Origin of the sequence: Pantoea sp. FN0302, assembly GCF_050113775.1 — a bacterium.
In the GTDB taxonomy this organism is placed as follows: Bacteria; Pseudomonadota; Gammaproteobacteria; order Enterobacterales; family Enterobacteriaceae; genus Mixta; species Mixta alhagi.
Map to the genome: position 1 here is coordinate 194,976 of NZ_JBNJSM010000001.1, position 24,299 is coordinate 219,274.

General features: G+C 55.4%; 22 protein-coding genes and 2 pseudogenes. 15 read left to right on the forward strand and 9 right to left on the reverse strand.

Annotated features, from left to right (window positions below; genetic code table 11):
• Window positions 1–120 precede the first annotated feature (120 nt).
• The 3 genes from ACQE32_RS00895 to pstB are packed head-to-tail and all read left to right on the forward strand — an operon-like array spanning window position 121 to window position 4,678.
• The gene (locus ACQE32_RS00895) at window positions 121–2,253 is read left to right on the forward strand and encodes an ABC transporter permease subunit (RefSeq protein ID WP_427021198.1); all 2,133 of its coding nucleotides are present in this window, start codon (window positions 121–123) and stop codon (window positions 2,251–2,253) included.
• On the forward strand, window positions 2,250–3,899 hold the full coding sequence (gene pstA / locus ACQE32_RS00900; protein WP_426971720.1) for a phosphate ABC transporter permease PstA: 1,650 nt from the start codon (window positions 2,250–2,252) through the stop codon (window positions 3,897–3,899). The genes ACQE32_RS00895 and pstA overlap by 4 nt, the downstream gene beginning before the upstream one ends.
• An 11-nt stretch (window positions 3,900–3,910) precedes the next feature.
• On the forward strand, window positions 3,911–4,678 hold the full coding sequence (gene pstB / locus ACQE32_RS00905) for a phosphate ABC transporter ATP-binding protein PstB (protein WP_085070789.1): 768 nt from the start codon (window positions 3,911–3,913) through the stop codon (window positions 4,676–4,678).
• A gap of 61 nt (window positions 4,679–4,739) precedes the next feature.
• Here the strand turns inward: pstB and purN are convergent, their stop codons facing one another.
• Both purN and purM read right to left on the reverse strand, forming a co-directional pair.
• Window positions 4,740–5,378 (reverse strand): phosphoribosylglycinamide formyltransferase, encoded by a 639-nt coding sequence (gene purN, locus ACQE32_RS00910; RefSeq protein WP_426971721.1) that lies wholly within the window; start codon window positions 5,376–5,378, stop codon window positions 4,740–4,742.
• Entirely contained in the window at window positions 5,375–6,412 is a 1,038-nt protein-coding gene (purM, locus tag ACQE32_RS00915) for a phosphoribosylformylglycinamidine cyclo-ligase (RefSeq protein WP_250650563.1), read from the reverse strand. Before purM ends, purN begins: the two co-directional genes overlap by 4 nt.
• Window positions 6,413–6,635: 223 nt before the next feature.
• Between purM and upp the strand changes: the two genes are divergently transcribed.
• Together upp and uraA are read left to right on the forward strand one after the other, a co-directional pair.
• Window positions 6,636–7,262: a uracil phosphoribosyltransferase gene (upp, locus tag ACQE32_RS00920; RefSeq protein ID WP_085070795.1), complete on the forward strand. Its 627-nt coding sequence runs from the start codon at window positions 6,636–6,638 to the stop codon at window positions 7,260–7,262.
• 61 nt (window positions 7,263–7,323) lie between these two features.
• Window positions 7,324–8,607, forward strand: a complete 1,284-nt coding sequence (gene uraA, locus ACQE32_RS00925) for a uracil permease (RefSeq protein WP_426971722.1) — start codon at window positions 7,324–7,326, stop codon at window positions 8,605–8,607.
• A 190-nt stretch (window positions 8,608–8,797) separates the two neighbouring features.
• Here uraA and ACQE32_RS00930 read toward each other — a convergent pair.
• Both ACQE32_RS00930 and ACQE32_RS00935 read right to left on the reverse strand, forming a co-directional pair.
• Window positions 8,798–9,165: pseudogene (locus ACQE32_RS00930) on the reverse strand (helix-turn-helix transcriptional regulator); the annotation flags it as partial.
• Between the two features lie 6 nt (window positions 9,166–9,171).
• Window positions 9,172–9,270, reverse strand: a pseudogene (locus tag ACQE32_RS00935) (GNAT family N-acetyltransferase); the annotation flags it as partial.
• A gap of 222 nt (window positions 9,271–9,492) precedes the next feature.
• Here ACQE32_RS00935 and hda point away from each other — a divergent pair.
• Window positions 9,493–10,194: a DnaA inactivator Hda gene (hda, locus tag ACQE32_RS00940; RefSeq protein ID WP_237172496.1), complete on the forward strand. Its 702-nt coding sequence runs from the start codon at window positions 9,493–9,495 to the stop codon at window positions 10,192–10,194.
• A gap of 5 nt (window positions 10,195–10,199) precedes the next feature.
• Here the strand turns inward: hda and ACQE32_RS00945 are convergent, their stop codons facing one another.
• Window positions 10,200–11,666: a M48 family metalloprotease gene (locus ACQE32_RS00945; RefSeq protein WP_426980686.1), complete on the reverse strand. Its 1,467-nt coding sequence runs from the start codon at window positions 11,664–11,666 to the stop codon at window positions 10,200–10,202.
• 966 nt (window positions 11,667–12,632) lie between these two features.
• On the opposite strand from ACQE32_RS00945, the gene ACQE32_RS00950 reads away from it, so the two are divergent.
• Window positions 12,633–13,241: a DsrE family protein gene (locus tag ACQE32_RS00950; RefSeq protein WP_085070808.1), complete on the forward strand. Its 609-nt coding sequence runs from the start codon at window positions 12,633–12,635 to the stop codon at window positions 13,239–13,241.
• Here ACQE32_RS00950 and ACQE32_RS00955 read toward each other — a convergent pair whose 3' ends face one another.
• A complete protein-coding gene (locus ACQE32_RS00955) occupies window positions 13,242–13,433 on the reverse strand; it encodes a hypothetical protein (RefSeq protein WP_426971725.1) in 192 nt (63 codons plus the stop codon). It lies immediately after the preceding gene.
• 89 nt (window positions 13,434–13,522) lie between these two features.
• Between ACQE32_RS00955 and ACQE32_RS00960 the strand changes: the two genes are divergently transcribed.
• Both ACQE32_RS00960 and ACQE32_RS00965 read left to right on the forward strand, forming a co-directional pair.
• Window positions 13,523–15,124, forward strand: a complete 1,602-nt coding sequence (locus ACQE32_RS00960) for a sensor domain-containing diguanylate cyclase (protein WP_426971726.1) — start codon at window positions 13,523–13,525, stop codon at window positions 15,122–15,124.
• A 75-nt stretch (window positions 15,125–15,199) separates the two neighbouring features.
• Window positions 15,200–16,267, forward strand: coding sequence for an AI-2E family transporter (locus ACQE32_RS00965; protein WP_426971727.1), 1,068 nt, complete (start codon window positions 15,200–15,202; stop codon window positions 16,265–16,267).
• 33 nt (window positions 16,268–16,300) lie between these two features.
• On the opposite strand, the gene bcp is transcribed toward ACQE32_RS00965, so the two are convergent.
• Together bcp and ACQE32_RS00975 are read right to left on the reverse strand one after the other, a co-directional pair.
• Entirely contained in the window at window positions 16,301–16,768 is a 468-nt protein-coding gene (gene bcp, locus ACQE32_RS00970; protein WP_426971728.1) for a thioredoxin-dependent thiol peroxidase, read from the reverse strand.
• Window positions 16,746–17,339: a glycine cleavage system transcriptional repressor gene (locus ACQE32_RS00975; protein WP_085070818.1), complete on the reverse strand. Its 594-nt coding sequence runs from the start codon at window positions 17,337–17,339 to the stop codon at window positions 16,746–16,748. The genes bcp and ACQE32_RS00975 overlap by 23 nt, the downstream gene beginning before the upstream one ends.
• A gap of 157 nt (window positions 17,340–17,496) precedes the next feature.
• Between ACQE32_RS00975 and dapA the strand changes: the two genes are divergently transcribed.
• The 6 genes from dapA (at window position 17,497) to ypfH (ending at window position 24,046) form a co-directional block, all read left to right on the forward strand.
• Window positions 17,497–18,375, forward strand: a complete 879-nt coding sequence (gene dapA / locus ACQE32_RS00980) for a 4-hydroxy-tetrahydrodipicolinate synthase (protein ID WP_250650555.1) — start codon at window positions 17,497–17,499, stop codon at window positions 18,373–18,375.
• Between the two features lie 14 nt (window positions 18,376–18,389).
• The gene (gene bamC, locus ACQE32_RS00985; RefSeq protein ID WP_085070822.1) at window positions 18,390–19,424 is read left to right on the forward strand and encodes an outer membrane protein assembly factor BamC; all 1,035 of its coding nucleotides are present in this window, start codon (window positions 18,390–18,392) and stop codon (window positions 19,422–19,424) included.
• 123 nt (window positions 19,425–19,547) lie between these two features.
• On the forward strand, window positions 19,548–20,261 hold the full coding sequence (purC, locus tag ACQE32_RS00990) for a phosphoribosylaminoimidazolesuccinocarboxamide synthase (protein WP_426971729.1): 714 nt from the start codon (window positions 19,548–19,550) through the stop codon (window positions 20,259–20,261).
• Window positions 20,262–20,429: 168 nt separating this feature from the next.
• On the forward strand, window positions 20,430–21,290 hold the full coding sequence (gene ypfJ / locus ACQE32_RS00995; RefSeq protein WP_426971730.1) for a KPN_02809 family neutral zinc metallopeptidase: 861 nt from the start codon (window positions 20,430–20,432) through the stop codon (window positions 21,288–21,290).
• Window positions 21,291–21,292: 2 nt separating this feature from the next.
• Window positions 21,293–23,278, forward strand: a complete 1,986-nt coding sequence (locus ACQE32_RS01000) for a tRNA(Met) cytidine acetyltransferase TmcA (protein ID WP_427021199.1) — start codon at window positions 21,293–21,295, stop codon at window positions 23,276–23,278.
• A gap of 72 nt (window positions 23,279–23,350) precedes the next feature.
• Window positions 23,351–24,046 (forward strand): esterase, encoded by a 696-nt coding sequence (gene ypfH, locus ACQE32_RS01005; RefSeq protein WP_426980688.1) that lies wholly within the window; start codon window positions 23,351–23,353, stop codon window positions 24,044–24,046.
• Between the two features lie 42 nt (window positions 24,047–24,088).
• Here the strand turns inward: ypfH and ACQE32_RS01010 are convergent, their stop codons facing one another.
• A complete protein-coding gene (locus tag ACQE32_RS01010) occupies window positions 24,089–24,277 on the reverse strand; it encodes a YpfN family protein (RefSeq protein ID WP_085070830.1) in 189 nt (62 codons plus the stop codon).
• Window positions 24,278–24,299: the final 22 nt, after the last annotated feature.

A 24,299-nucleotide genomic window follows, 5' to 3' on the forward strand; every position in this document is an offset into this window, starting at 1 on the left:
GTATCCAGTTTCCGATTTCATTATGGCGAGAGTATGGCAGCAATGTCTAACCTCAATGGTTGTCATATCAGAGAGCTACGGGCAACATAGCGGCTTCAATACAAGGAATCCGCAGGCACGATGATCGATAACCATATTCCCGTCAACTACAGCAACCGTACCCGGCGTTATGTTGACCGCCTGACCGCGCGTGCGATCGCTGCCTGTGGCGTCAGCGTGCTGCTGGTCATGATGCTGCTGTTTGTCTGGCTGCTGTGGGTAGTAATGCCACTGTTTGCCACGCCGTCCATGCAGGCGGGGCCGTCGCAGCCCGTGCTTTCGGCACAGCCTGCCGTCGCGCTGGGTGTTAATCAGGGCTGGGGCTGGCGTATCGATAGCCAGGGCGAAGGCCGCTTTTTTCCGCTGAACGGCGCTGCGCCCGAGCCATCTTTACAGCTGGCACGCGGGCCGGTAGTAAGCGCGGCGACCGCCGATAACAGCAGCCTACTGCTGTTACAGCCCGATGGCAATTTCCGACTGGTCCAACCTGACTTTAGCGCGGCGGACGCGATGCCGAACTGGAAGTTTCCGCTGGGCGATGGCGTTTTTGACAGCGGCGGCAGTGGCTTTACCCTGGCGGCCCTGGCAGCCAGCGGCGCGCAGCAGTGGCTGGCGGCGCTCAGCGATGGGCAGCATATCCGGCTGCTGCGCTTACAGGCCGGGCAGCCGATGCAGAGCGATATGCTGGCCAGCGGGCCAGTTAATCAGCTGTTACTGACGCCCAACGGCTCGTTGCTGTTTGCCACCAGCGAGCACAGCTTACGCGTCTGGCAGATAAACGGCCAACAGGTCACGCTACGCGATACCTTTCCGCTGACGCATCCACCGCGCCAGATGGCTTTGCTGAGCGGCGGGCGTTCGCTGTTGCTGGCTGACGAACGCGGCATCAGCCAGTGGTTTGATGTTGCCGATGAGCGAGGTGTACATCTGCATCGTATCCGCGATTTTGCTGGCGCGCGCGCGCAGCAACAGCTGATTACCGAGCCACAGCGCCGGGTGTTTGCCACCATCAGCGCCGCTGGCGAACTTCAGATGTTCGCCAGCAAGCGAGAGGGCGTTTTTTTTCGCCACGCGCTGGGCGAGGGCGTACAGCAGGCGCAATTTGCGCCGTCGGGCGATGGGTTGCTGATCGAACGCACTGACGGCTGGCAATACTGGCGCATCGACAATCCCTGGCCCGATATCAGCCTGAAAAACCTGTGGCAAAAAGTCTGGTATGAAAACTATCCGCAGCCGGACTGGGTCTGGCAATCGACGGCGGTTGACGATCCTTATCAGGCGAAATTCAGTCTGGTGCCGATGGTGGCGGGTACGCTGAAGGCGGCTGCGTTGGCGATGCTGTTTGCCACGCCGCTGGCGCTGGCCGCGGCTATCTACACCGCCTGGTTTATGTCGCCGGCGCTACGTCGCTGGATCAAACCGGCGATGGAGATGATGGGCGCGCTGCCCAGCGTGGTGGTTGGCCTGTTCGCCAGCCTGTGGCTGGCGCCGCAGATTGCCGCCCGGCTTTCCGGCGTGCTGCTATTGCCTATTGCCCTGGCGGCGACATTGCTGCTGTGTGGGCCATTACTGAAGCGTCTGCCGTCGCGCTGGCGGCTGCTGGATGCGCCGGGGCGCGAGGTTTGGCTGCTGGTGCCGCTGCTGCTGCTGGTAAGTGCGCTCTCGCTGTGGCTGATGCCGCTGGCTGATACCGCGCTATGGGGCAAACCGCTGGCGGAGCGGCTGCCGGGCGGCTACGAGCAGCGTAACCTCCTGATCGCCGCGTTGGCGATGGGCTTTGCACTGGTGCCGCTGATTTTTACCCTGGCGGAAGATGCCATTTTCAGCGTTCCGGCTGCGCTGGGGCAGGGGTCGCTGGCGCTGGGTGCCACGGCGTGGCAAACCCTGTCACGCGTGATTTTGCCCAGCGCTGCCTCGGGAATTTTTGCCGCATTGATGATTGGCTTTGGTCGGGCGGTAGGAGAAACCATGATTGTATTGATGGCCACCGGCAATACGCCGGTGACCGAAGGCGGCCTGTTTCACGGCGTGCGTGCGCTTTCCGCCAATATTGCCGTTGAGATGCCGGAAGCGGCGGCAGGCAGCGCGCATTATCGCATCCTGTTTCTCAGCGCGCTGGTGCTGTTGGTGTTTACGCTGATATTGAATACGCTGGCGGAAGTGGTGCGACAGCGCTTGCGTCGTCGTTATGGTCAGCATGAGGGGCAGGGATGAGTGCGCTAACGCAAAACGATCGCTGGCGCTGGCTGACGGCAGGCGCAGTAACCTTTAGCCTGCTGGCGTTTCTGCTGCTGTTACTGCTGCTGGCCTGGCAGGGGCTGCGCCATTTTTGGCCGCAGCCGGTTACACTGTTTACGCTGGCCCAGCCCGCCGCCGGAGAGGCGCAGCTGTTGGGCGAAGTGGTGAGTACCCAGCGCCTGTCGCGTCAGCAGCTGATTGATGCCGGTCTGCCGCAGGCGCAGCAGTTGCCGGAGCAGGTTACGCGCTACTTAATTAAAACCGGTAACCGCGACGTCTCCGCCTCTGATTTCCGCACGCTGCTGGAAAGTGATATTCAGCGCCGCGAACAGCCGCCGGAGGTGCTGGTGCTACAGCGGCGCGTGGGCGGCGATGCGCTGGGCTGGTTTGCCGGTCTCTATGAGAATCAGCAGCCGCTTACGGCGCAGAATATGCAACGCGCCCTGCAGGAGCGCCTGCAGCAAACGCATCAGTTGCTGGAGCAGGCTGAGCGCATCCGCCGTCATGAAATGGCGCATATCACGGCGCAGCTTGAGGCACTGGAAACCGAAGCGTTAGAGCTGAAGGCCAGCGGCAATGATAATGAGCAGAAAAGATCGATGCTGATGGCGAATCGTGTGGAACTGCAGCGGCAGTTTGTGGGGCAGGCGGAGCGGCGTGCTTCACTGTTACAGGAGAGCGCGCGTAATACGCTGATGCTGCGTGATGCGAACGGCCAGCTGCACCGCATTCCCCTGGCGCAAATCCGTGACGCCTGGTATCCCAACGCCATGACGCTTGTTCAAAAATGGCAGCACTTTTTGCAGCAGCTGTGGCATTTCGTTGCCGTTTCGTCGGATGATTCCCCGGGCGAGGGCAGTGCTTTCCCGGCTATTTTCGGCACTGTGCTGATGGTGTTGTTGATGTCGGTGGTGGTGATGCCGCTGGGGGTGGTGGCCGCCGTCTGGCTGCATGAGTATGCCGATCGGCATGCGTTAACCCGGCTGGTGCGTATTGCGGTGGTTAACCTGGCGGGCGTACCGTCGATTGTTTATGGCGTGTTTGGTCTTGGGTTTTACGTCTGGCTGATTGGCGGCACGATTGATCAGCTTTTTTACGCGACATCACTGCCTAATCCGACCTTTGGTACGCCGGGTCTGCTGTGGGCGTCGCTAACGCTGGCATTGTTGACCTTGCCGGTGGTGATTGTTGCGACCGAAGAGGGACTGTCGCGCATTCCTGCCAGCCTGCGCCACGGCTCGCTGGCGCTGGGCGCGACCCGCGCGGAAACGCTGTGGCACGTTACCCTGCCGCTGGCGCTGCCCGCCATGCTAACCGGATTGATTCTCGCCGTGGCACGTGCGGCGGGCGAAACGGCACCGCTGATGCTGGTGGGCGTGGTGAAAATGGCCCCGGAACTACCGGTAGACGGCGTTTTCCCTTACCTGCATCTTGATCGTAAGTTTATGCATCTGGGCTTTCAGATTTACGATCTGGCATTTCAAAGTCCCAACGCCGAGGCCGATCGTCCGTTGGTATATGCCACGGCGTTGCTGCTGGTGACCATTATTCTTGGCTTAAATCTTACGGCGATGGCCTTACGCCATCGTCTGCGCGAGCGTTACCGCTCGCTGGTGCAATAACGGTGAGGACCATGACCGCTGAAATCGACACTGCGCTAACCATCAATAATCTTTCGCTGTGGTATGGCGACAAACAGGCGCTGGATACCGTTAGCCTGCAGATCCCGAAAAATCGCATTACCGCTCTTATTGGCCCTTCTGGCTGTGGTAAATCCACGCTGCTGCGCTGCCTTAACCGCATGAACGATGTGATTGATAACTGTCGCGTTGAGGGCGAGGTTCTGCTCGATCGGCGTAATATCCTCGAGCGCGGCGGCGATCTCTCGGCGCTGCGGCGGCGCGTCGGCATGGTTTTTCAGCGACCCAATCCGTTCCCCAAATCGATTTATGAAAATGTGGTTTACGGTTTACGTCTGCAAGGCGTGCGCGATCGACGTATTTTAAACGAGGCGGTGGAGCGGGCGCTGCGCGCTGCGGCGCTGTGGCCTGAGGTGAAGGATAGCCTGCGGCAAAATGCGCTGACGCTCTCCAGCGGCCAGCAGCAGCGGCTGGTGATTGCGCGCGCCATTGCTATTGAGCCGGAAGTGCTGCTGCTGGACGAGCCGACGTCTGCGCTGGACCCGATCTCCACGCTGGTGATTGAAGAGCTAATGACCACGCTGAAGCAGCATTTCACGCTGATTCTGGTAACGCATAACATGCAGCAGGCGGCACGCGTCTCTGACTACACCGCTTTTATGCACCAGGGAAAGATGGTGGAGTTTGCTGATACCGATACGCTGTTTACCACGCCACGACAGCGACGCACCGAGGATTATATAACCGGGCGTTTTGGCTGAAAAAGAACAGAGCCAGCAGGCTGGCTCTGGAAGATGATTTACGCACGCAAGGCGCAAGAAACTAATCGCCCGCGTAGCCCTGGGGCGGAAGTGGGTTGCCATCAAGCCAGGCGGTGTTATCACGCATCACTAAGCGGCCCTCAACGAACCAGTTAATTACCAGCGGATAGATCGCATGTTCTTGATGCTGTACGCGCGCGGTGACCTCTTCTTCGCTGTCGCCGCTGAACACCGGCACGCTGGCCTGTAGAATCACCGGGCCGCCGTCCAGCTGGTCAGTAACAAAATGCACCGAAGTACCATGTTCGCTGTCGCCGTTGGCGATGGCCTGGCGGTGCGTATGCAAGCCCGGATATTTTGGCAGCAGAGAAGGGTGGATATTCAGCAGTCGATCCTGATAGCGCGCGACAAAAACCGGGCTAAGGATACGCATATAGCCCGCCAGCACGACCAGATCGGGCGCATATGCATCGATTTCGCGGATCAGCTGGCGATCAAAATCTTCACGGCTTTCATAAGCGGATGCGGAAAGCGCATGGGCGGCAACGCCCGCGCTGCGGGCGCGCTCAAGGCCAAACGCGTTGGCCTTATTACTGAAAACCGCCGCCACGCGAGCGTTGATCCGGCCCTGCTGACAGGCATCGAGAATCGCCTGCAAATTACTGCCGTTACCCGATATCAGCACGACCAGCCGTTTCATTTGATAACCACACGCTCTTCTGCGTCAGAGGCGCTAATCACGCCAATTTTCCACGCCTGTTCGCCTGCGGCGTTCATCAGCTCAACCGCTTTATCCGCTTCAGCAGCGCTTACCGCAATCACCATGCCGACGCCGCAGTTAAAGGTGCGGTACATCTCATGACGACTGACGTTGCCCGCCTGCTGCAGCCAGTTAAAGACTGCCGGCCATTGCCAGCTGGCTTCATCAATCACTGCCTGAGTGTTTTCCGGCAGCACGCGCGGAATATTTTCCCAGAAGCCGCCACCGGTGAGGTGGGCGATGGCATGCACATCGATCTGCTCAATCAGGTTAAGAATATTTTTAACGTAGATGCGCGTCGGTGCCAGCAGATGATCGGCCAGCGGCTTGCCGTCGAGCTGTTTGCTTAACGGATCGGTCTGGCTGACTTCAAGAATTTTGCGTACCAGGGAGTAGCCGTTAGAGTGCGGGCCGCTGGAAGCGAGGGCGATCAGCACGTCGCCATCCTGCACTTTGCTGCCGTCAATGATTTCTGACTTTTCCACCACGCCGACGCAAAAACCTGCCACATCGTAATCTTCACCGTGGTACATGCCTGGCATCTCTGCGGTTTCACCGCCAACCAGCGCGCAGCCCGACTGTAGACACCCTTCAGCGATCCCGCTGATAACGGCGGAAGCGGTATCGACATCCAGCTTGCCGGTGGCGTAGTAATCAAGGAAGAACAGCGGTTCAGCGCCCTGGACCACCAGATCGTTAACGCACATGGCGACCAGATCGATGCCGATGGTGTCGTGGCGCTGCAGATCCATCGCCAGACGCAGCTTGGTGCCGACGCCGTCAGTGCCGGAAACCAGCACCGGCTCGCGATATTTTTGCGGCAGCGCACAAAGCGCGCCGAAACCGCCGAGGCCACCCATTACTTCCGGACGACGGGTCTTTTTCACCACGCCTTTAATACGATCGACTAACGCGTTGCCTGCATCAATATCAACGCCGGCGTCTTTATAGCTGAGAGAGGTCTTGTCGGTCAAAGCGGTTTCCCCACGCGGTTTTGCGGTTTGAATTAAAGCGGCGCAATTCTAACAGCGCAGGCAAACGTTTGCGAGACCAGCGTTGCAGATTCTTTATTTTAGATGATGCTTAACAGAGCGCGGAGGTTTTGCTGTTTATTGCCCGATCGCATATGGCGCAGCAGGCAAAAGGCGGTATAATCCGGCGATTTTTTTTTCCGCTCAACACTCCGGGAGTACAACAATGAAGATCGTGGAAGTCAAACACCCGCTCGTCAAACATAAACTGGGCCTGATGCGTGAGCAAGACATTAGCACCAAGCGCTTTCGCGAACTGGCATCTGAAGTGGGGAGTTTGCTGACCTACGAAGCCACCGCCGATCTGGAAACAGAGAAAGTAACCATTGAAGGCTGGAATGGTCCGGTAGAAATCGACCAGATCAAAGGCAAGAAAATCACCGTTGTCCCGATTCTGCGTGCCGGTCTCGGCATGATGGAAGGGGTGCTGGAGCATGTGCCAAGCGCGCGCATCAGCGTGGTAGGCGTTTATCGTGATGAAGAGACGCTGGAGCCGGTACCTTATTTCCAGAAGCTGGTTTCTAACATCGAAGAGCGCATGGCGTTGGTAGTCGATCCCATGCTGGCCACCGGCGGCTCAATGATTGCGACGATCGATCTGCTGAAAAAAGCGGGCTGTAACTCAATCAAGGTGCTGGTATTAGTGGCTGCGCCGGAAGGTATCGCCGCGCTGGAAAAAGCGCACCCGGACGTTGAGCTCTATACCGCCTCTATCGATCGCGGCCTGAACGAGAAAGGCTACATTATCCCCGGTCTTGGTGACGCGGGCGATAAGATTTTCGGAACCAAATAACGATTCAGCCGACCGCAGAGTCGGCTTTTTTCTGCCAAAAAACAGCCCAGAGGGATACTCCATGACTCGTCGCGCGATTGGCGTTAGCGAACGCCCACCGCTACTGCAAACGATACCGCTCAGTTTTCAGCATCTGTTCGCGATGTTTGGCGCTACGGTGCTGGTGCCGGTTCTGTTTCATATCAATCCGGCTACGGTGTTGTTGTTTAACGGCGTCGGTACCTTGCTCTATCTCTTTATCTGTAAAGGAAAAATTCCCGCCTACTTAGGCTCCAGCTTTGCTTTTATCTCGCCGGTGCTGCTACTGCTGCCGCTTGGTTATGAGGTGGCGCTGGGCGGTTTTATCCTGTGCGGCGTGCTGTTTTGTCTGGTGGCGCTGATTGTGAAAAAAGCCGGCACCGGCTGGCTGGATGTGATGTTTCCTCCGGCAGCGATGGGCGCGATTGTCGCCGTTATCGGGCTTGAGCTGGCGGGTGTTGCAGCAAATATGGCCGGCCTGCTACCTGCCAGCGGCGCGACGGTCGATAGCACTGCGGTAACCATTTCGCTGGTGACGCTGGCGGTCACCGTGTTTGGTTCGGTGCTGTTTCGCGGTTTTCTCGCCATCATTCCAATTCTGATCGGCGTACTGGCAGGCTATCTGCTGTCGTGGGCGATGGGCATTGTAGACTGGAGCGGAGTAGAGGCTGCTCCGTGGTTCGCGCTGCCGACTTTTTATACGCCGCGCTTCGAATGGTATGCGATGCTGACGATTATCCCGGCTGCGCTGGTGGTTATCGCCGAGCATATCGGGCATCTGGTGGTCACGGCGAATATCGTGAAAAAAGATCTGATTCGCGATCCAGGGCTGCATCGCTCAATGTTCGCCAACGGTTTCTCAACCATTATTTCCGGCTTTTTCGGCTCAACGCCGAACACCACTTACGGTGAGAATATCGGGGTGATGGCAATTACCCGCGTGTACAGTACCTGGGTTATCGGCGGCGCGGCGATTATCGCTATTCTGCTCTCCTGCATCGGCAAGCTGGCAGCGGCAATTCAGGCGATTCCGGTGCCGGTAATGGGTGGGGTTTCGCTACTGCTGTATGGCGTAATCGGCGCATCCGGTATTCGCGTACTGATTGAATCAAAAGTGGACTATAACAAGGCGCAGAACCTGATCCTGACCTCGGTGATTTTGATTATCGGCGTTAGCGGGGCGAAGGTACATATCGGCGCGGCTGAACTGAAAGGTATGGCGCTGGCAACGATAGTTGGCGTGGCGCTGAGCCTGATTTTTAAAGTGATTAACGTGCTGCGCCCGGAAGAAGTCATTCTGGACGCGCCGGATAAATCGCCGGAGTAAAATCCACAAGCAGAAAAGGCGCCTCAGGGCGCCTTTTCTATCGCTGCTGCCGATGCCACGGCTCTCATTCAGCGACCTGGAAAAAATCGCATTCTGAATGCCAAACCAGCCCAGCAGGCTGATAGCGATAATCAGACCTGTCAGCACTGAACCCAGACGGCCTTTATCATGAAAAGGGGCCGTGAGAGTTTCAGATAAACTGAATGCTTTTTTCAGGCAGGCGATAAGGAATATAACTATCAAGCTGTGCGTGAAAACAATATTCTTCTAACTGAGCAAGAGAATGTACATCCGCTTTTTGATAGATGTTATAAATACGCTTTTGAATGGTTTTACGGTTGGCATTATATATTTTGGCTATCTCCTTAACGGAAAGTCGCTGCAGCATAAAAAAATAATATCCAGCTCCGACTGGTTAAATAAGTCACTGGAAACGTCGGTGATTAACACGCTGGGTTTCTGCTGATTAATATATTTATGTGGCGTCAGGTAAACTTTACCGAACCAGTAATGGGTTTCGATTACTGTGGTTTGGCCGCGCGTTCTCGCCTCTTTTTCCGCCTACAACATCAGCTGACGGCCAAAGCCACGGGCGTGATAATCATCACTCACCCAGAGATATTGCACCTCCAGTCCGCCCCACCAGGTGCAGGCGACCAGACCGCCGGCATTATCGTTCAGTTCAATGCATGAACCGCCAAATAAAATAAAGATTTTTTAGTGAGTAAGACATTTTACTGATTGCCAACATCAGGAAATTTCATTTTCTTTTACCGCAGAGACGGCCCGCAATGCTGTGGGGCAGCCTAATGCTGCGATTTCATTTCATGTGAAAAGATGTGTTAAACTACTGCGGTTTTTAGCCCGTTCACGCTTGAGGTGCTTCTGAACACGCCGGCACAACTTTCACTGCCACTCTATTTACCGGATGACGAAACTTTCGCCAGTTTCTGGCCGGGAGAAAATTCGTCCCTGCTGGCTGCACTGAAAGGCGCTTTAGCGCAGGAACATGGCAGTTATCTCTATTTCTGGTCACGCCAGGGTGGCGGACGCAGCCATCTGCTACATGCCGCCTGTGCTGAAATGTCAACGCGCGGCGATGCCGTTGGCTATGTTCCGCTTGATAAACGTACCTGGTTCGTGCCGGAAGTCCTGGATGGCATGGAACAGCTTGCGCTGGTTTGCATCGATAATATCGAATGCATTGCCGGAGAAGATGAGTGGGAGATGGCGATCTTCGATCTCTATAACCGCATTCTGGAAACCGGAAAAACGCGTCTGCTGATCACCGGCGATCGCCCGCCGCGCCAGCTTAATCTTAAGCTGCCAGATCTCGCTTCACGCCTCGACTGGGGCCAAATCTATAAATTACAGCCGCTCTCGGATGAGGATAAGTTGCAGGCGCTACAGCTACGCGCCAGCCTGCGAGGTTTCGAGCTGCCGGAAGATGTGGGGCGTTTTCTGCTAAAGCGACTGGATCGTGAGATGCGTACGCTGTTTACCACGCTGGATCGTCTCGATCGGGCTTCCATTAGCGCCCAGCGTAAGCTCACTATTCCGTTTGTGAAGGAAATTCTGGCGCTGTAGGGTGATTAACGCCCTTTTTGGTATTGCCGGAAGCGCAGCTGTAGCTGACGCAGCTGATCGATACGGGCGTCATAGCGCGCCTGCGTCAAACTGCCCAGCGTCACCTGCGCGCTGGCGCTGCTCAGCGTGGTGATCGCCTGATCTAACTGACCGGTTAACGCCAGCCCCTCTGCACGCGCCGACAGCTCCTCATCACGTCGGTTTTGTGCCGCCGACGCCTGCGCCAGCAGATCCCAACCGTTAGTATCGTCAGGATGCGCCCAGGTATAGCGATTCAGGATGCGGCTGGCTGCCACAGGCTGTTTGGCCTCCAGGAGCGCATTCGCCAGGTTAAGCTGTAACACCGGGTCGTTACTGCTGGCTTTCTGCGCCATCAGACGCTTTACTGCCGCTTGCGGCTGATTCAGGCCTAAATCAATATCGGTCATGATATCCAGATACCAGACGTTGCCAGGATCTTTTGCCAGTAGCGGCTCGATAATCTTCTTTGCATTAGCAAAGCTTTTGGCTTCCAGGAACAACAGCGCTCTGCCGTATTGCGCAGCCTGCTGCTGACGTGCATTGCCTTTCGACCACTCTTCCAGCAAATCTTCGCCCAGCTGATTCTGCCCGGTAGCATACATGCCCAGCGCGCGGGCTTTCGCCATGTAGTAATCCTGCGAAGACTGCACCACTACCGGACGCATCTGGCTGGCCCGATTACGGGCATCGGCCAGACGGCTGTCCGGCAGCGGGTGCGTCAGCAGAATTTCCGGCGGCTTAAAGGCGAAACGGGACTGATCCGCCAGCTTCTGTAAAAAATTGGGCATCGCCTGCGGATCGAAACCAGCACGCTGCAAAACCTGAATACCGATCCGATCCGCTTCCTGTTCGTTGTTCTGCGTAAATGAGATCACCCCCTGCCGCGTACCCGCCAGAGTACCGGCTAAACCCGCCATACCCGCCTGTGGATTAGCCATTGCCAGCAGAATTGAACCCAGCGCACCCACCCAGGTGAGCGGGGCGTTACGCTGCTGCTCTTCCATCGCACGCGCCAGATGACGCTGAGTCACGTGCGAAATTTCGTGCGCTAATACCGAGGCGAGCTGACTTTCATTGTCGCTGGTACGGAACAGGGCTGAATGCAGCACAACGTTACCGCCAAAGAAGGCGAAGGCGTTTATTTCATCATTGCGGATCAGGTAGAAATAAAAAGGCGTGCGCACTGAATTGGCGTGCGCGACCAGCCGCACGCCAAGCTGATTAATGTACTGGTTAAGCAGGGGATCGTTGATCAGCGGTGCGCTGGCCCGCAGCTGGCGGACGTAAAAATCGCCCATTTGCAGTTCCTGATTGATCGATAACGTACCGCCTGCGGTGGTGCCAATATCGGGAAGCGTATCAGCGACGTCGGCCTGGGAAGGAAGCACGTTGCCAGCCAGCAGCGTGATCATGAGTGAAGCGATCACAGTTTTCTTCAAGCGATTAAACATACATCTTCCCCAGGGCAAAGAGTAACGTTTCGACCGATCCCGGTCCTGATAGTTCATATACCAGCGCAGCAGCCACGCTCAGGGCGTTATCTTAGCGAGGTAAACTGCATAATGAAATGGCTGTTTAAGCCTGATGCCATAAGGGAAAAACAGTGAGTCAGGTCACGGCGGAAGTTCAAAGTTGTGTAAACTTATTCAGAGAAACTGAAAGTGGCATGAGATTTGATTAAGCATCTTCTGAAAATCAGCTGTTGATAATGTAGAGGGATTTTTAAAATCGTTAATAACACTGATGGTATGGTTAAAAACGGTCTCTGCTGTGGATTTTAGAATGGTCTTGTTGATAGGTTTATTTCAAAAAAAAAGGATGAGATTAAGGTCCAGGGATAATTAAAGAAAGCGCACCATTGCCTGTTTTTCTTTGTTTGTTTTCTGTTTTGTATCGGATCGCTTTGAGGGGGCTTCTTGTAAGGTAATTCTTAAGACTCCGTTCCGGGGATTAAATGGCATTAATTAACGAAAAATAAAGAAAACAACGATGATTGTTGTGGGTTATTTTTTCTTGTTGAAAGTACTTCGATAATGTCGCTGCGTAACCTGTATTTCCCTGCTAAGACTCTGTGATATAGATAAAAAAGGCCGCTAAGAGATAGAGGTGGAGATTCCCTCCTGGCGCCGCTGAATATTCATCGGAGAGCAAAAAAAATGCGTTATGCAGTTAAGGTTTTTTTGTTGGCTTCTCTGCCAGACGCAGGCGGGGCGGGAGTTTATTTAGCGGCAGGGTTCAGCAATAAAATTATGTGGCAAATAAAACGCAGTAACAGATCGCGAGCGTCTCTCGGATGAGATATTTCTTATCTTATCGAAGGGCGCTTGTTCGCCTGAAAATCGGGAAAAGGTTCTGCTGCAAATATAATACTTTCAGTTTTCTATGACTAACATCCTCTTTTAAAGGAGTGCTTTTTTATGCGTCCCGTAACTTATATCGTCGTGGCGGCTCTGGCCGGTTTTGTCGGCGGTAATGTGCTTCAGGCACCACAGCTCTATGACAAAGTCACTAACCATATCGCTAACAGCAAAAGCGAGCCGGAAGGCTTCTGGTCAACGCCAGCTATCGCTAACTATGGCAAAATTCATTACGTGGATACGCCCGCTTATAATCCGCGTAATGATGCTAACCTCAGCAATAAGATCGTCTTTCAGCTTAATAAAAACGACGGTGACATCAAGGATCCGCACCTGGGCCTGGAGCGCGTCGCGCGCGTTGTTAACCTCTATTATGCGGCAGGTATTCCGCTGAATAAGCTTAACTTTGTGGTATCAATGAACGGCGATGCCGTGATTGCCGGGCTGAATAATGAAGAATTCCATAAAGCTTACGGTATCGATAACCCCAATCTTAAGTTGATCAGCGAGCTGGAAAAGGCGGGCGTAAAAGTCACGGTTTGCGATCAGTCGGTGGCCTTCCATCATATTGATCGTGAGTGGATTGATAAATCAGTGACCCATACTATTTCCAGCGGGACAACCGTTGCCACGCTGCAAAATCAGGGTTATGCGCTGTTAATGCTCTGATTATATATCTTTTTCTCTCTCTGTTGCGCTATCCAAAATGACACCGCCAGTGGCGGTGTCATTTTTTGCATTTTCACCCAGCTTATTCCTTTCCTGCTGCTCAGGCTTACTTACCAAACTAAGAAAAATCTTAATAAACTGCGCTGAGTCGTTTTTCTGTCTGCTCAATCCATGTACAATTGAGACGTGCATCTCACCAGGGCACCTGTAGCACGATAAGTATTGATAATAAAAGCACCACAAGGCGCAAAAGAAATGATAAACACAATGGAGGCGAATCCATGTTAAGGCTGCCAAGGCCGAAAACGGATTTGCGGACGCTTATTACCCTGCTGGCTGTGGCCAGTATCGTTATTACCCTTGCTAATTCCTTGTACGCCGCCTGGCGCGTTCAGCGTGAACAACTGATCACTAATACGCTGGAGGCGAACCGGGTTTATGCTGCCAAACTGGCTGCCTCGACCGGGCAGTTTTTTCAGCAGGCTCAGTCACAGCTGGCCTGGAGCGCTACCGAGCTTAGCGAGCGCTTTGATGATGAAGCGCTGTTACAGAAAGAGGTTGAGCGTCTTCGGCAGCAAACCAACAGCTTTAATTCGGTGGTGGTTGTTGATGCCGCCGGTTGGGTGCGCGCAATCTCACCTGAGTCGTTGACGTTGAAGGGCACGCAGTTGCATACCGACAGCGCGCGTGAAGCGCTGGCGCGGCGCACCGCGTTGATTGGGCAGCCCAGCCTTTCGGCGGCAAATAACCTGATCGTGTTTGTTTCCCGCCCGGTTTGGTCTGCGGCCGGCAGCTACCTTGGGTACATTGGCGGCACCATTTACCTGAAGCGTAAAAGCATTCTGCATGAACTGCTGCTTAGTCAGTTTTACCGTGACGGAACGCAACTTTATGTGCTGGATCGCAATAACCGCGTGCTTTATCACCAGAATGGTCAGATGGTTGGGAAGAAAATTGCGCCGCTGCTGCATCAGGATGCGATCGCCTATGCCAGCAGCGGCTATCAGGAAGTTACCGATGAGCGGGGCGTGCCAATGCTGGCGGGCTACGCGCACGTGCCGGACTCCGACTGGACTATTCTGGTGCTCAAGCAAACCAGCGTGACGCTGGCACCGCTTAGCAGCCTGTTGTTTCAGGTCATACAGCATTCGCTGCCGCTGGCGCTGATAACCCTGGCAGCAGCCTGGCTGCTGGCGCGGCTGATCGCCATGCCGCTGTGGCAGCTGGCGCGTAAAGCGGGCCAAATGGATGAGCAGGATGCCGCCATGGAAATTAGCCGTATCCGCTCCTGGTATTTTGAAGCATCGCAAATCAAGCGGGCACTGCTTTCCGGTATCGGGCTAATGCAAACCAAGATCGGCCAGCTGAAATCTGAGGCGCAAACCGATCCGCTGACGCAGTTGCTTAACCGCCGTGGCCTGCAGGCGGTGCTGGACTACCTTGCCACCACGCGCCAGCCTTTTGCCGTGCTGGCGCTCGACATCGATCATTTCAAGCAGGTTAATGATACCTGGGGACATGGTGCTGGCGACCGGGTTATCCAGCAGGTGGCGCAACAACTGAAAAGCTATGCACGGCAAACGGACGTAGCCTGCCGCAGCGGCGGTGAAGAGTTTTTAATGATCCTGCCGGGAGTCGATCATGACACGGCGATGAAGATGGCGGAACGCTTACGCCAGGCGACGCAGCGTCAGGCGATCGATCCGGTTGGTGAGGTGACGCTGTCGATTGGGGTCAGCTGCTGGTTATCCGATCGCGAGGCGATTTCATCCTGTTTCCGGCGCGCCGATGAGGCGTTGTATCGCGCTAAGCGCGGCGGTAGAAACCGTGTGATTGCCGCAGCGGCGCAATCAGAGAACGAGACGCCGCTCTATGAAAGCTAACGCTTAAGGTTGTTCTGTTTTCTGCCGCGCATTTCAGTACAATCGTCAGCCTTGTTGATACGGGAAGGATACGCCGTGCTGGCTCTTTTGATTCAATGGTATCGCCGTCGCTTTAGCGATCCGGAGGCGATTGCCCTGCTGGTAATATTGCTGGCAGCTTTTTTTATCCTGTTTTTTTTCAGTGACTTGCTGGCGCCGCTGCTGGTGGCGCTGGTAATGGCTTATCTGCTGGAGTGGCCTACAGTGCGTCTGGAGCGGCTGGGCTGTTCCCGCAGCTGGGCCACCACCATTGTGCTGGCGTTCTTTGTAGGCATTCTGTTGCTTTTTGTGCTGGTGGTCGCGCCGGTTGCCTGGCAGCAGGGCATCCATTTAGTGCGTGACATGCCGAATATGCTGAATAAGCTTTATACCTTCTCTGCCGGACTGCCGGCACGGTTTCCGGCGCTGGCCGATGCCGGTATCGTTGATATTGTGATCGAGAATTTGCGAAGCCGACTGTCAGGCGTTGGCGAGTCAGTAGTGAAATATTCGCTGGCTTCGCTGGTGGGCTTGATGACGCTGGCAATCTATCTGGTGCTGGTGCCGCTAATGCTCTTTTTCCTGCTAAAGGATAAGCAGCAGATGCTGAATGCGGTGCGCCGTGTGCTGCCGCGCAATCGCGGTCTGGCGGGGCAGGTCTGGAGCGAGATGAATCAGCAGATCACCAACTATATTCGCGGCAAAGTGCTGGAAATGGTGGTGGTCGGTGTCGCGACCTGGATCGCTTTTCTGGTGCTGGGGCTGAATTACGCGCTGCTGCTGGCGGTATTGGTTGGGCTGTCGGTGCTGATCCCTTATATCGGTGCGCTGGCGGTTACCCTGCCGGTGATCTGCGTGGGGCTTTTTCAGTGGGGGCTGGGCAGCGATTTCTGGACGATGATCATTGTCTATCTGGTTATCCAGGCGCTGGATGGCAACGTGCTGGTGCCGGTGCTCTTCTCCGAAGCGGTAAATTTACATCCGCTGGTGATTATTCTTGCGGTGGTGATTTTCGGCGGGCTGTGGGGCTTCTGGGGCGTGTTTTTTGCCATTCCGCTGGCGACGCTTATCAAAGCGGTGGTCCATGCCTGGCCTGAGGATACTTCAGGCGGTGAGTTTCAGTAAGGTTGTGTGGCGTCGTTGACGCCACGCGTTTTCTCAGACTGATTTCAGATATGCCATCACAATATCGTAGTGATTGCTGGTTTTAAAATCATCGAAAACCTTCTCAACATAGCCGTTGGCATCAATCAAAAAGCTGATGCGGTGAATGCCGTCGTAGGTTTTCCCCATAAAGGTTTTCTCTCCCCAGACGCCAAACTGTTGGCTGACTTCATGGTTTTCATCCGAGAGCAGCGTAAAATTTAACAGCTCTTTTTCGGCGAAACGAGACAGCTTTTCCGGCTTATCGGTACTGATACCCAAAACCTCTACGCCCGCTTTTTTAAATTCATCCATATTGTCACGCAGGCCGCACGCCTGAATGGTGCAACCGGGCGTCATCGCTTTGGGATAGAAATAGACCAAAACGCGCTGTCCCTGGAAGTCGGTTAAATTTACTTGTTCGCCGTCCTGATCGGGCAAACTAAATTTCGGTGCGATATCACCGGCTTTCAGTGGATTCATCACTCATCTCCATTTTTTCATCATGCTGCGGATAATTGACCACGCTAATAGTGCCTTGCGCATGAAGTTCTGTACATAGGGCGTGAAACGCCTGCTCGATTAATGTCGCGTCCCGGTGCGCCGGGCTGTGAGCCGTAATTTGAATATAGAGCAAGGGTGGCTGATGTTCTTGCGTTAACTGAGTGCGCGAAACCAGTTCTGCGATATTCATCTGGTGTGAATCAAAGAGATCGGTAAAGCGTTCGATAATATGCGGCGAGTCGTTGACTTCCACCTGCACCCAAACGGTTTCCGGCATCGGCGGTCGGCGGCTGGCATTGGTGCGCTTCATTACAATCAGCAGCTCCATCTCGGCACCTTTCAGCGGCAGCGTAGACTCAATTAAGGTAATCGCGTTCCAACTGCCGGAAAGCAGCATGATAAAGGTAAACTCTTCACCCAGCATGGCCAGGCGGCTGTCTTCGATATTACAGCCGCAGCTGCTGACGTGACGAGTAATGGCATTGACGATCCCAGGACGATCGACGCCCAACGCCGTAATAACTAAAAAGTGTTGCGGTGTTTGCGGCAAAATAACTTTTCCTGTGGGGTAAGCTGATAAGTAATGGTAATAACCCGTAGGTAAACATAAAAAATACCCTCTGCCAAGCGCTCCCGGCCCCTGGTCGCTTGCTTTTCCCCGCCGGTCAAACGTACCATGAAGTACTTGTTTGTCGAGGGGATGGCCAATGTTCACGGGAAGTATTGTTGCGCTCGTTACGCCAATGGATGACAAAGGTAATGTCTGCCGTGCGAGCCTGAAAAAACTGATTGATTATCATGTCGAGAGCGGAACATCCGCCATCGTTTCTGTGGGAACCACCGGCGAATCCGCGACGCTTAGCCATGATGAGCACGGCGATGTGGTGATGATGACGCTTGACCTGGCCGACGGTCGTATTCCGGTGATTGCCGGAACCGGCGCGAATGCTACCGCAGAAGGCATCTCTCTGACCAAACGCTTTGAAAATAGTGGCGTTATCGGCTGTCTTACCGTAACGCCTTATTACAACCGCCCAACGCAGGAAGGGCTGTATCAGCACTTTAAAGCGATCGCAGAAAGTACCGATCTGCCACAAATGCTGTATAACGTACCCTCGCGCACCGGTTGCGATATGCTGCCTGAAACGGTGGCGCGCCTGGCGAAAATCAAAAATATTATCGGGATCAAAGAGGCAACCGGGAACTTATCCCGCGTCAGCCAGATCCAAGAGCTGGTTGATGATGAGTTCGTGCTGGTTAGCGGCGATGACGCTACCGCACTGGACTTTATGCAGCTGGGCGGCCACGGTGTGATTTCCGTTACGGCAAATATCGCCGCACGTGAAATGGTTGAACTGTGTCGGCTGGCGCGCGAAGGCAACTTCGCCGAGGCGCGTCATCTAAACCAGCGCCTGATGCATCTGCATCAGAAATTGTTTGTTGAATCTAATCCTGTTCCGGTGAAATGGGCCGCGAAAAAACTGGGATTAATCGCGACCGATACCCTGCGCCTGCCAATGGTTCCGTTATCCGCGGCGGCGTGTCCGGTTGTGGAGCAGGCGCTGAAAAATGCGGGTCTGCTGTAATTTAGGGAGAGTTAATGGCTTATTCAGTAAAAAAGTCCACGGTTGCGACTATCGTTGGGCTATCCACGGTGATGCTGCTGGCAGGATGTTCCAACGATCAGCGCTATAAGCGTCAGGTCAGCGGAGATGAAACATACCTGCAGGCGGCTGAGCTGCAGGATTTACGCGCGCCGGCAGGAATGATTCTGCCGCTGCAAAATGGAGATTACGACGTGCCGCGCGCCAACGCGAACGGCGCGATGGGCAAACAGTTGGACATTCGTCCGCCCGCTCAGCCGCTGGCGCTGATGAACGGCGCACGTGCGCAGTTTAGCGGTAATACCGGCGTGTTGATGATGGAGAACAGCCGCAGCGGTTCAATCTGGTCACAGGTGGTCAATGTGGTGCAGTCTTACCACTTCCCGATCGCCGCGCGTCAGGATGCCAGCCAGCAACTGACCACCGACTGGGTGGAGTGGAACCGTGCGGATGAAGACAACCAGTACCGTGGCCGCTATCAGATCAGTGTGCAGCAGCAAGGGTATCAGCAGGCGCTGACCGTAAAACTGCTGCAGCTGCAGCAGGCGGGTAAAGATATTACTTCGCCAACGCAGATCCAGCGTTATACCGCGCAGATGCTGAACGACATCAGCACCGGTCTGGATAAGATGGATACTGCCGCACAGGATGCTGCAGCTAACCGCAGCGCCGCACAGATTGATGTGCAGAGCGGCGCGGATGATACCGGCTTGCCGAACCTGATTCTGCGTGCGCCGTTTAATGTCACCTGGCAGCGTTTGCCGGCGGCGTTGAAGCGTATCGGCATGGAAGTGACCGACAGCAACCGTTCGCAGGGCAGCATGGCGGTTACCTATAACGCGCCGGGCGACAGCACCTGGGATGAAATCGGTGCTAAAGATCCGCAGTTGCCGAACGGCGATTATAAGCTGCAGGTCGGCGACCTCGATAACCGCAGCAGTCTGCAGTTTATCGATCCGAAAGGCCACGTACTGACGCAGTCGCAAAACGACGCGCTGGTGGCGGTCTTTCAGGCAGCCCTGAGCCAGTAAAAAAAAGGCCGGAAAACTCCGGCCTTTTTTATTGAATTTTGGCATAATGTCGCGCCACGACGTAAACGATTGCGTCGTGTGGTTATGACCATTCACACTTTTCCCAGTTTGGAGTTTATCAAGATGCAAAAGCTAGCTGAGTTGTATCGCGGCAAAGCGAAAACCGTTTACAGCACCGAAAACCCGGATCTGTTGGTACTCGAATTCCGCAATGATACGTCAGCAGGAGACGGCGCACGTATTGAACAGTTTGATCGCAAAGGAATGGTAAACAACAAGTTTAACTATTTCATCATGCGTAAGCTGGAAGAGGCGGGCATTCCAACCCAGATGGAAGCGCTGCTCTCAGATAACGAAGCGCTGGTAAAAAAACTGGAGATGGTGCCGGTTGAATGCGTTATCCGTAACCGCGCGGCAGGTTCGCTGGTGAAACGTTTGGGCGTGGAGGAGGGGATCGTCCTCAATCCCCCGCTGTTCGATCTGTTTTTGAAAGATGATGCCAAACACGATCCGATGGTCAACGAATCCTACTGCGAGACTTTTGGCTGGGTAAATAAAGAGAATCTGGTGCGCATGCGTGAGCTGACCTACAAGGCTAACGAGGTGCTCAGCAAACTGTTTGACGATGCCGGTCTGATCCTGGTGGACTTCAAGCTGGAGTTCGGTCTCTACAAAGGCGAAGTCACGCTGGGCGATGAATTTTCACCAGACGGCGCCCGCCTGTGGGACAAGCAGACCATGAACAAAATGGATAAAGATCGCTTTCGCCAGAGCCTGGGCGGCGTGATCGAAGCTTACGAAGAAGTGGCACAGCGTCTGGGCGTTAAGCTCGACTAAACTTCCTGCCCGTGGCCGACGCGCATGTGCCGTCGGCCTGGTTCCCCAACATTGTTCCCCTCCGCTTTTTCCGTTACCCTTCCATTCCGCGTGCCGCCTGCTGGTTATTCAGCGCCGTCGCGACTAGAATTTGCCGTATTCGCCAGGAATCAGTAACAGGGGAAAGTCATGCGTTGGCAAGGGCGTCGCGAAAGCGACAATGTAGAAGATCGTCGGAATCAGTCTCCCACCGTGGGCTTCGGACGCATGCGCATTCCGCGTGGTAAAGGCGGGGTTATCCTGCTGGTGGTGGTGATAATTGCCAGTTATTACGGCTATGATTTGTCCCCATTGCTTACCGGCGGCGGGTCGGTTACTCAGCAAAGCCAAACGCAGCGTATCAGTCCGCAGGATGATGAAGCGGCAAAGTTTACCTCGGTGATCCTCGCCACAACGGAAGATACCTGGCAAAAACTCTTTACCCAGATGGGCAAAGAGTATCAGCCGCCGCATCTGGTTATGTACCGCAACGCTACGCGTACCGGCTGTGGCACCGGACAATCGGTGATGGGCCCGTTTTATTGCCCGGCGGATAGCACCGTTTATATCGATCTCTCTTTTTATGATGAACTGAAAAACAAGCTGGGTGCCGGGGGCGACTTCGCGCAGGGCTATGTTATTGCGCATGAGGTAGGTCATCACGTGCAGAAACTGTTGGGTATTGAACCGAAAGTACGCCAGATGCAGCAGGGCGCCTCACAAAGCCAGGTGAATCAGCTGTCGGTGAAACTGGAGCTACAGGCGGATTGCTTTGCAGGCGTCTGGGGCCACTATATGCAGCAGCAGCAGATTCTGGAGCCGGGCGACCTGCAGGAAGCGCTGAATGCGGCCGAAGCGATTGGCGACGATCGGCTCCAGCAGCAGAGCCAGGGACGCGTCACCCCGGACAGCTTTACCCACGGCACCTCGGAACAGCGTTACAGCTGGTTTAAACAAGGCTTTGATTCTGGCAATCCGGGCCGATGCGATACGTTCGCCGCCGCTAAATAAAGATGCTGTTATCCGTTACCGCTGAGATGCAGCGTACCGGCATTCGGCGGCTGGCGGTGCTTGCTGGCGATCCTGACTGGTGTGACGAGCAGGCGCAGCAATGGCAACAGGCGCTGGCGGGAGACTGGCTTTTTCTTAGTGACGATCCGCAGTTGCCCAACAGCGTTGCGCCTTCAGCGCTGCGCAATCTTTTAGGGCAAGAATTCCGCCATGCCATCTTTGATGCCCGTCAGGGATTTCACAGTGAATCCTTTGCTGCGCTGGCGGGCACGCTCAGCGCCGGGAGCTGGCTGCTGCTGCTGACGCCGGCCTGGAAGACGTGGTCCCTGCATCCTGACAGCGACTCGCTACGCTGGAGCGAAAGCGACATACCCATTGCCACGCCCCATTTTATTCATCATTTACAGCGCCAGCTTTATGCGGATCAACAGGTGTTGCTGCATCAGCAGCATCAGCCCTGCCGCATGCCAACCTCTTTATCGCTATCTTCGTGGCAGCCCGCCGGGTTAGAGCAGCAGCAGCGGCTGCTCAGCCACCTTTTGCAGGCGCCGCCCGGCATCTCTGTGTTGACTGCCGCCCGAGGACGCGGGAAGTCGGCGCTGGCTGGCATGCTGATGCAGCGTTGGCCGGGACGTTGTCTGGTTACCGCGCCAGCGAAAGTCTCGACAGAGGTGCTGGCCCGTTTTGCCGGTGAACGTTTCGCCTTTATCGCACCCGATGCGCTGCTGGCCAGCGCGGAGCCGCAGCAGGCTGACTGGCTGATTATTGACGAGGCGGCGGCTATTCCGGCACCGTTGCTGCAGCGTCTGATAACGCGCTTTCCGCGCGTATTATTAACCACCACCGTACAGGGCTATGAAGGCACCGGACGCGGCTTTTTGCTGAAATTCTGCGCCGCATTGCCGCAGGCGCGTTTTTATCAGCTGGATGAGCCGCTACGCTGGCGTCAGGGCGATCCGCTGGAAAGCCTGGTCAATGCTGCGCTGCTGCTGGATGAGGCGCAAGGCACGACGCACAGCGCGACAGATAAGGGATTAACGATCGCCGGGTGTGAACAGCAGGATGGGCCGCGTCTGCTGGCGCTCTATCGGCTGTTAACCAGCGCGCATTATCGCACCACGCCGCTTGATTTACGCCGCCTGATGGATGCGCCAGGGCAACAATTTATTGCTGCGGAAAGCGCTTGCAGAGAGGTCTGCGGAGCGGCATGGCTGGTGGCGGAAGGAGGGCTTACCGCTGCGCTGGCCTGGCAGGTATGGGCCGGGCTGCGGCGTCCGCGTGGCAATCTGGTCGCGCAGTCTCTGGCCGCTCATGCCGGTTTTCCGCAGGCCGCACAGCTGCGATCGCAGCGCATCAGCCGTATTGCCGTTGCGCCGGGCCTGCGACGGCAGCAGGTGGGCAGCCGAATGGTTGAGTTTGCCCGCCAGCAGGCGCAGGGGCTGGACTATCTTTCAGTGAGTTTTGGTTTTACTGAGGAGCTGTGGCACTTTTGGCAGCGCTGCGGTTTTACCCTGGCGCGTATCGCTACGCAGCGCGAGGCGAGCAGCGGCTGCTATAGCGTAATGGCTATTCTGCCGTTGAGCGAGGCTGGGGAGCTGCTGAGCCAGCAGGCGGAGCAGCAGCTGGCGCGCGATCTTTTCTGGCTGCAGCCGTTAATTGATGAGCCGATTCCGCTGGCAATCGCAAGTCAGCCGTCGTTGAATGAGGCGGACTGGCTGGCGCTGGCTGGTTTTGCTTTTGCCCATCGGCCTTTCGAGGTTAGCCTGCCGGCGCTGGGGCGTCTGCTGCTGGCTGGCGAAAGCAGCGAGCTGGCGCTCTGGCACGCCATTATCCAGCGCAGGCCGCTGGGCGACATCTGCCGCGATCTGGGCCTGAGCGGACGCAAGGCGCTGCTGGGCAGATGGCGCGTTGAGGCTCAACAGCTGATGCGGCAGCTGGATGCTGAACGCTGTAAAAATGCCCAGCGCACGCTTTCCACACTGAGATAAATCCACGCTAATTTTCCTTTCCAGACCTGCTTTCGCTGTAAACGTCTTATAGTTAATAGCGAGGAGGATGTTATGAAACTTAACCATTTTGTTGTGCAAAGTCCGTCTGCTCCCCCAACGCAGCTGTTTCTGCTTTATCATGCCGCTGGCGATAACCCGGTCTCAATGGGACAGATTGGCAGTTGGTTTGCAGAAGTCTTTCCGCAGGCGCTGGTGGTGAGTATTGGCGGGCCTGAAGCAGGTGGTCCCGCGCCAGGCCGCCAGTGGTACAGTGAAAGCGCGTTGCAGGATGTCAGCCTGCAGCAACAGGTCGATGAGGTCATGCCCCAGTTTTTGCAGTCGGTGCAAGAGTGGCAGCAGCTTAGCGGCGTACAGCCTGAGGCGACGGCGCTGATCGGTTTTTCGCAGGGCAGCGTAATGGTGCTGGAGAGCAGCAAGGTGCAGCCAGCGATGGCGGGCAGGATCGTGGCCTTTAGCGGTCGTTATGCCAGCCTGCCGGAACAGGCCAGCGTCAAGACCACGATTCATTTGATTCATGGCGAAAATGATGAGGTTTATCAGGCTGAACTGGCGCAGCAGGCGGCGGAGCGTCTGACCTCGCTGGGTGGAGATGTGACGCTGGATATTGTGGAAGATCTACCGCACGCCATCGATCAGCGCAGCATGAACCTGGCATTGGATCATCTGCGTTATACCGTGCCGCGCCGCTATTTTGAAGAGGCGCTCAGCAGCGGTAAGCCTGGCGATGACGTGGTAACTTTTATGTAATCATGCAACAGCAAAAGGGCAGCGCTCGCTGCTGCCCCCGGACTATTTCTTTTTCGGCCAGTCGTCTTCATCATCCCACTTATCGTTAAAGTCACGATGTGGCGGCAGATCGGGCTTATTCGCCATAAATTTTTTGTGGTCGATGCGCTTCAGATCTTTATAAACGTTGACCATGACGCCAACCAGCAACAGGATCACAATGATCCACCAGTAATCTTTTACCCATTCCATGATTTTTCCTCCTGAAGAACGC

Excerpts from the sequence above, each read along its gene's own strand:
- ACQE32_RS00895 (WP_427021198.1), top strand. The coding sequence starts at position 121 with ATGATCGATAACCATATTCCCGTCAACTACAGCAACCGTACCCGGCGT.
- pstA (WP_426971720.1), top strand. The coding sequence starts at position 2,250 with ATGAGTGCGCTAACGCAAAACGATCGCTGGCGCTGGCTGACGGCAGGC.
- pstB (WP_085070789.1), top strand. The coding sequence starts at position 3,911 with ATGACCGCTGAAATCGACACTGCGCTAACCATCAATAATCTTTCGCTG.
- purN (WP_426971721.1), bottom strand. The coding sequence starts at position 5,378 with ATGAAACGGCTGGTCGTGCTGATATCGGGTAACGGCAGTAATTTGCAG.
- upp (WP_085070795.1), top strand. The coding sequence starts at position 6,636 with ATGAAGATCGTGGAAGTCAAACACCCGCTCGTCAAACATAAACTGGGC.
- uraA (WP_426971722.1), top strand. The coding sequence starts at position 7,324 with ATGACTCGTCGCGCGATTGGCGTTAGCGAACGCCCACCGCTACTGCAA.
- ACQE32_RS00945 (WP_426980686.1), bottom strand. The coding sequence starts at position 11,666 with ATGTTTAATCGCTTGAAGAAAACTGTGATCGCTTCACTCATGATCACG.
- ACQE32_RS00950 (WP_085070808.1), top strand. The coding sequence starts at position 12,633 with ATGCGTCCCGTAACTTATATCGTCGTGGCGGCTCTGGCCGGTTTTGTC.
- ACQE32_RS00955 (WP_426971725.1), bottom strand. The coding sequence starts at position 13,433 with ATGCACGTCTCAATTGTACATGGATTGAGCAGACAGAAAAACGACTCA.
- ACQE32_RS00960 (WP_426971726.1), top strand. The coding sequence starts at position 13,523 with ATGTTAAGGCTGCCAAGGCCGAAAACGGATTTGCGGACGCTTATTACC.
- bcp (WP_426971728.1), bottom strand. The coding sequence starts at position 16,768 with ATGAATCCACTGAAAGCCGGTGATATCGCACCGAAATTTAGTTTGCCC.
- dapA (WP_250650555.1), top strand. The coding sequence starts at position 17,497 with ATGTTCACGGGAAGTATTGTTGCGCTCGTTACGCCAATGGATGACAAA.
- bamC (WP_085070822.1), top strand. The coding sequence starts at position 18,390 with ATGGCTTATTCAGTAAAAAAGTCCACGGTTGCGACTATCGTTGGGCTA.
- purC (WP_426971729.1), top strand. The coding sequence starts at position 19,548 with ATGCAAAAGCTAGCTGAGTTGTATCGCGGCAAAGCGAAAACCGTTTAC.
- ypfJ (WP_426971730.1), top strand. The coding sequence starts at position 20,430 with ATGCGTTGGCAAGGGCGTCGCGAAAGCGACAATGTAGAAGATCGTCGG.
- ACQE32_RS01000 (WP_427021199.1), top strand. The coding sequence starts at position 21,293 with ATGCTGTTATCCGTTACCGCTGAGATGCAGCGTACCGGCATTCGGCGG.
- ypfH (WP_426980688.1), top strand. The coding sequence starts at position 23,351 with ATGAAACTTAACCATTTTGTTGTGCAAAGTCCGTCTGCTCCCCCAACG.
- ACQE32_RS01010 (WP_085070830.1), bottom strand. The coding sequence starts at position 24,277 with ATGGAATGGGTAAAAGATTACTGGTGGATCATTGTGATCCTGTTGCTG.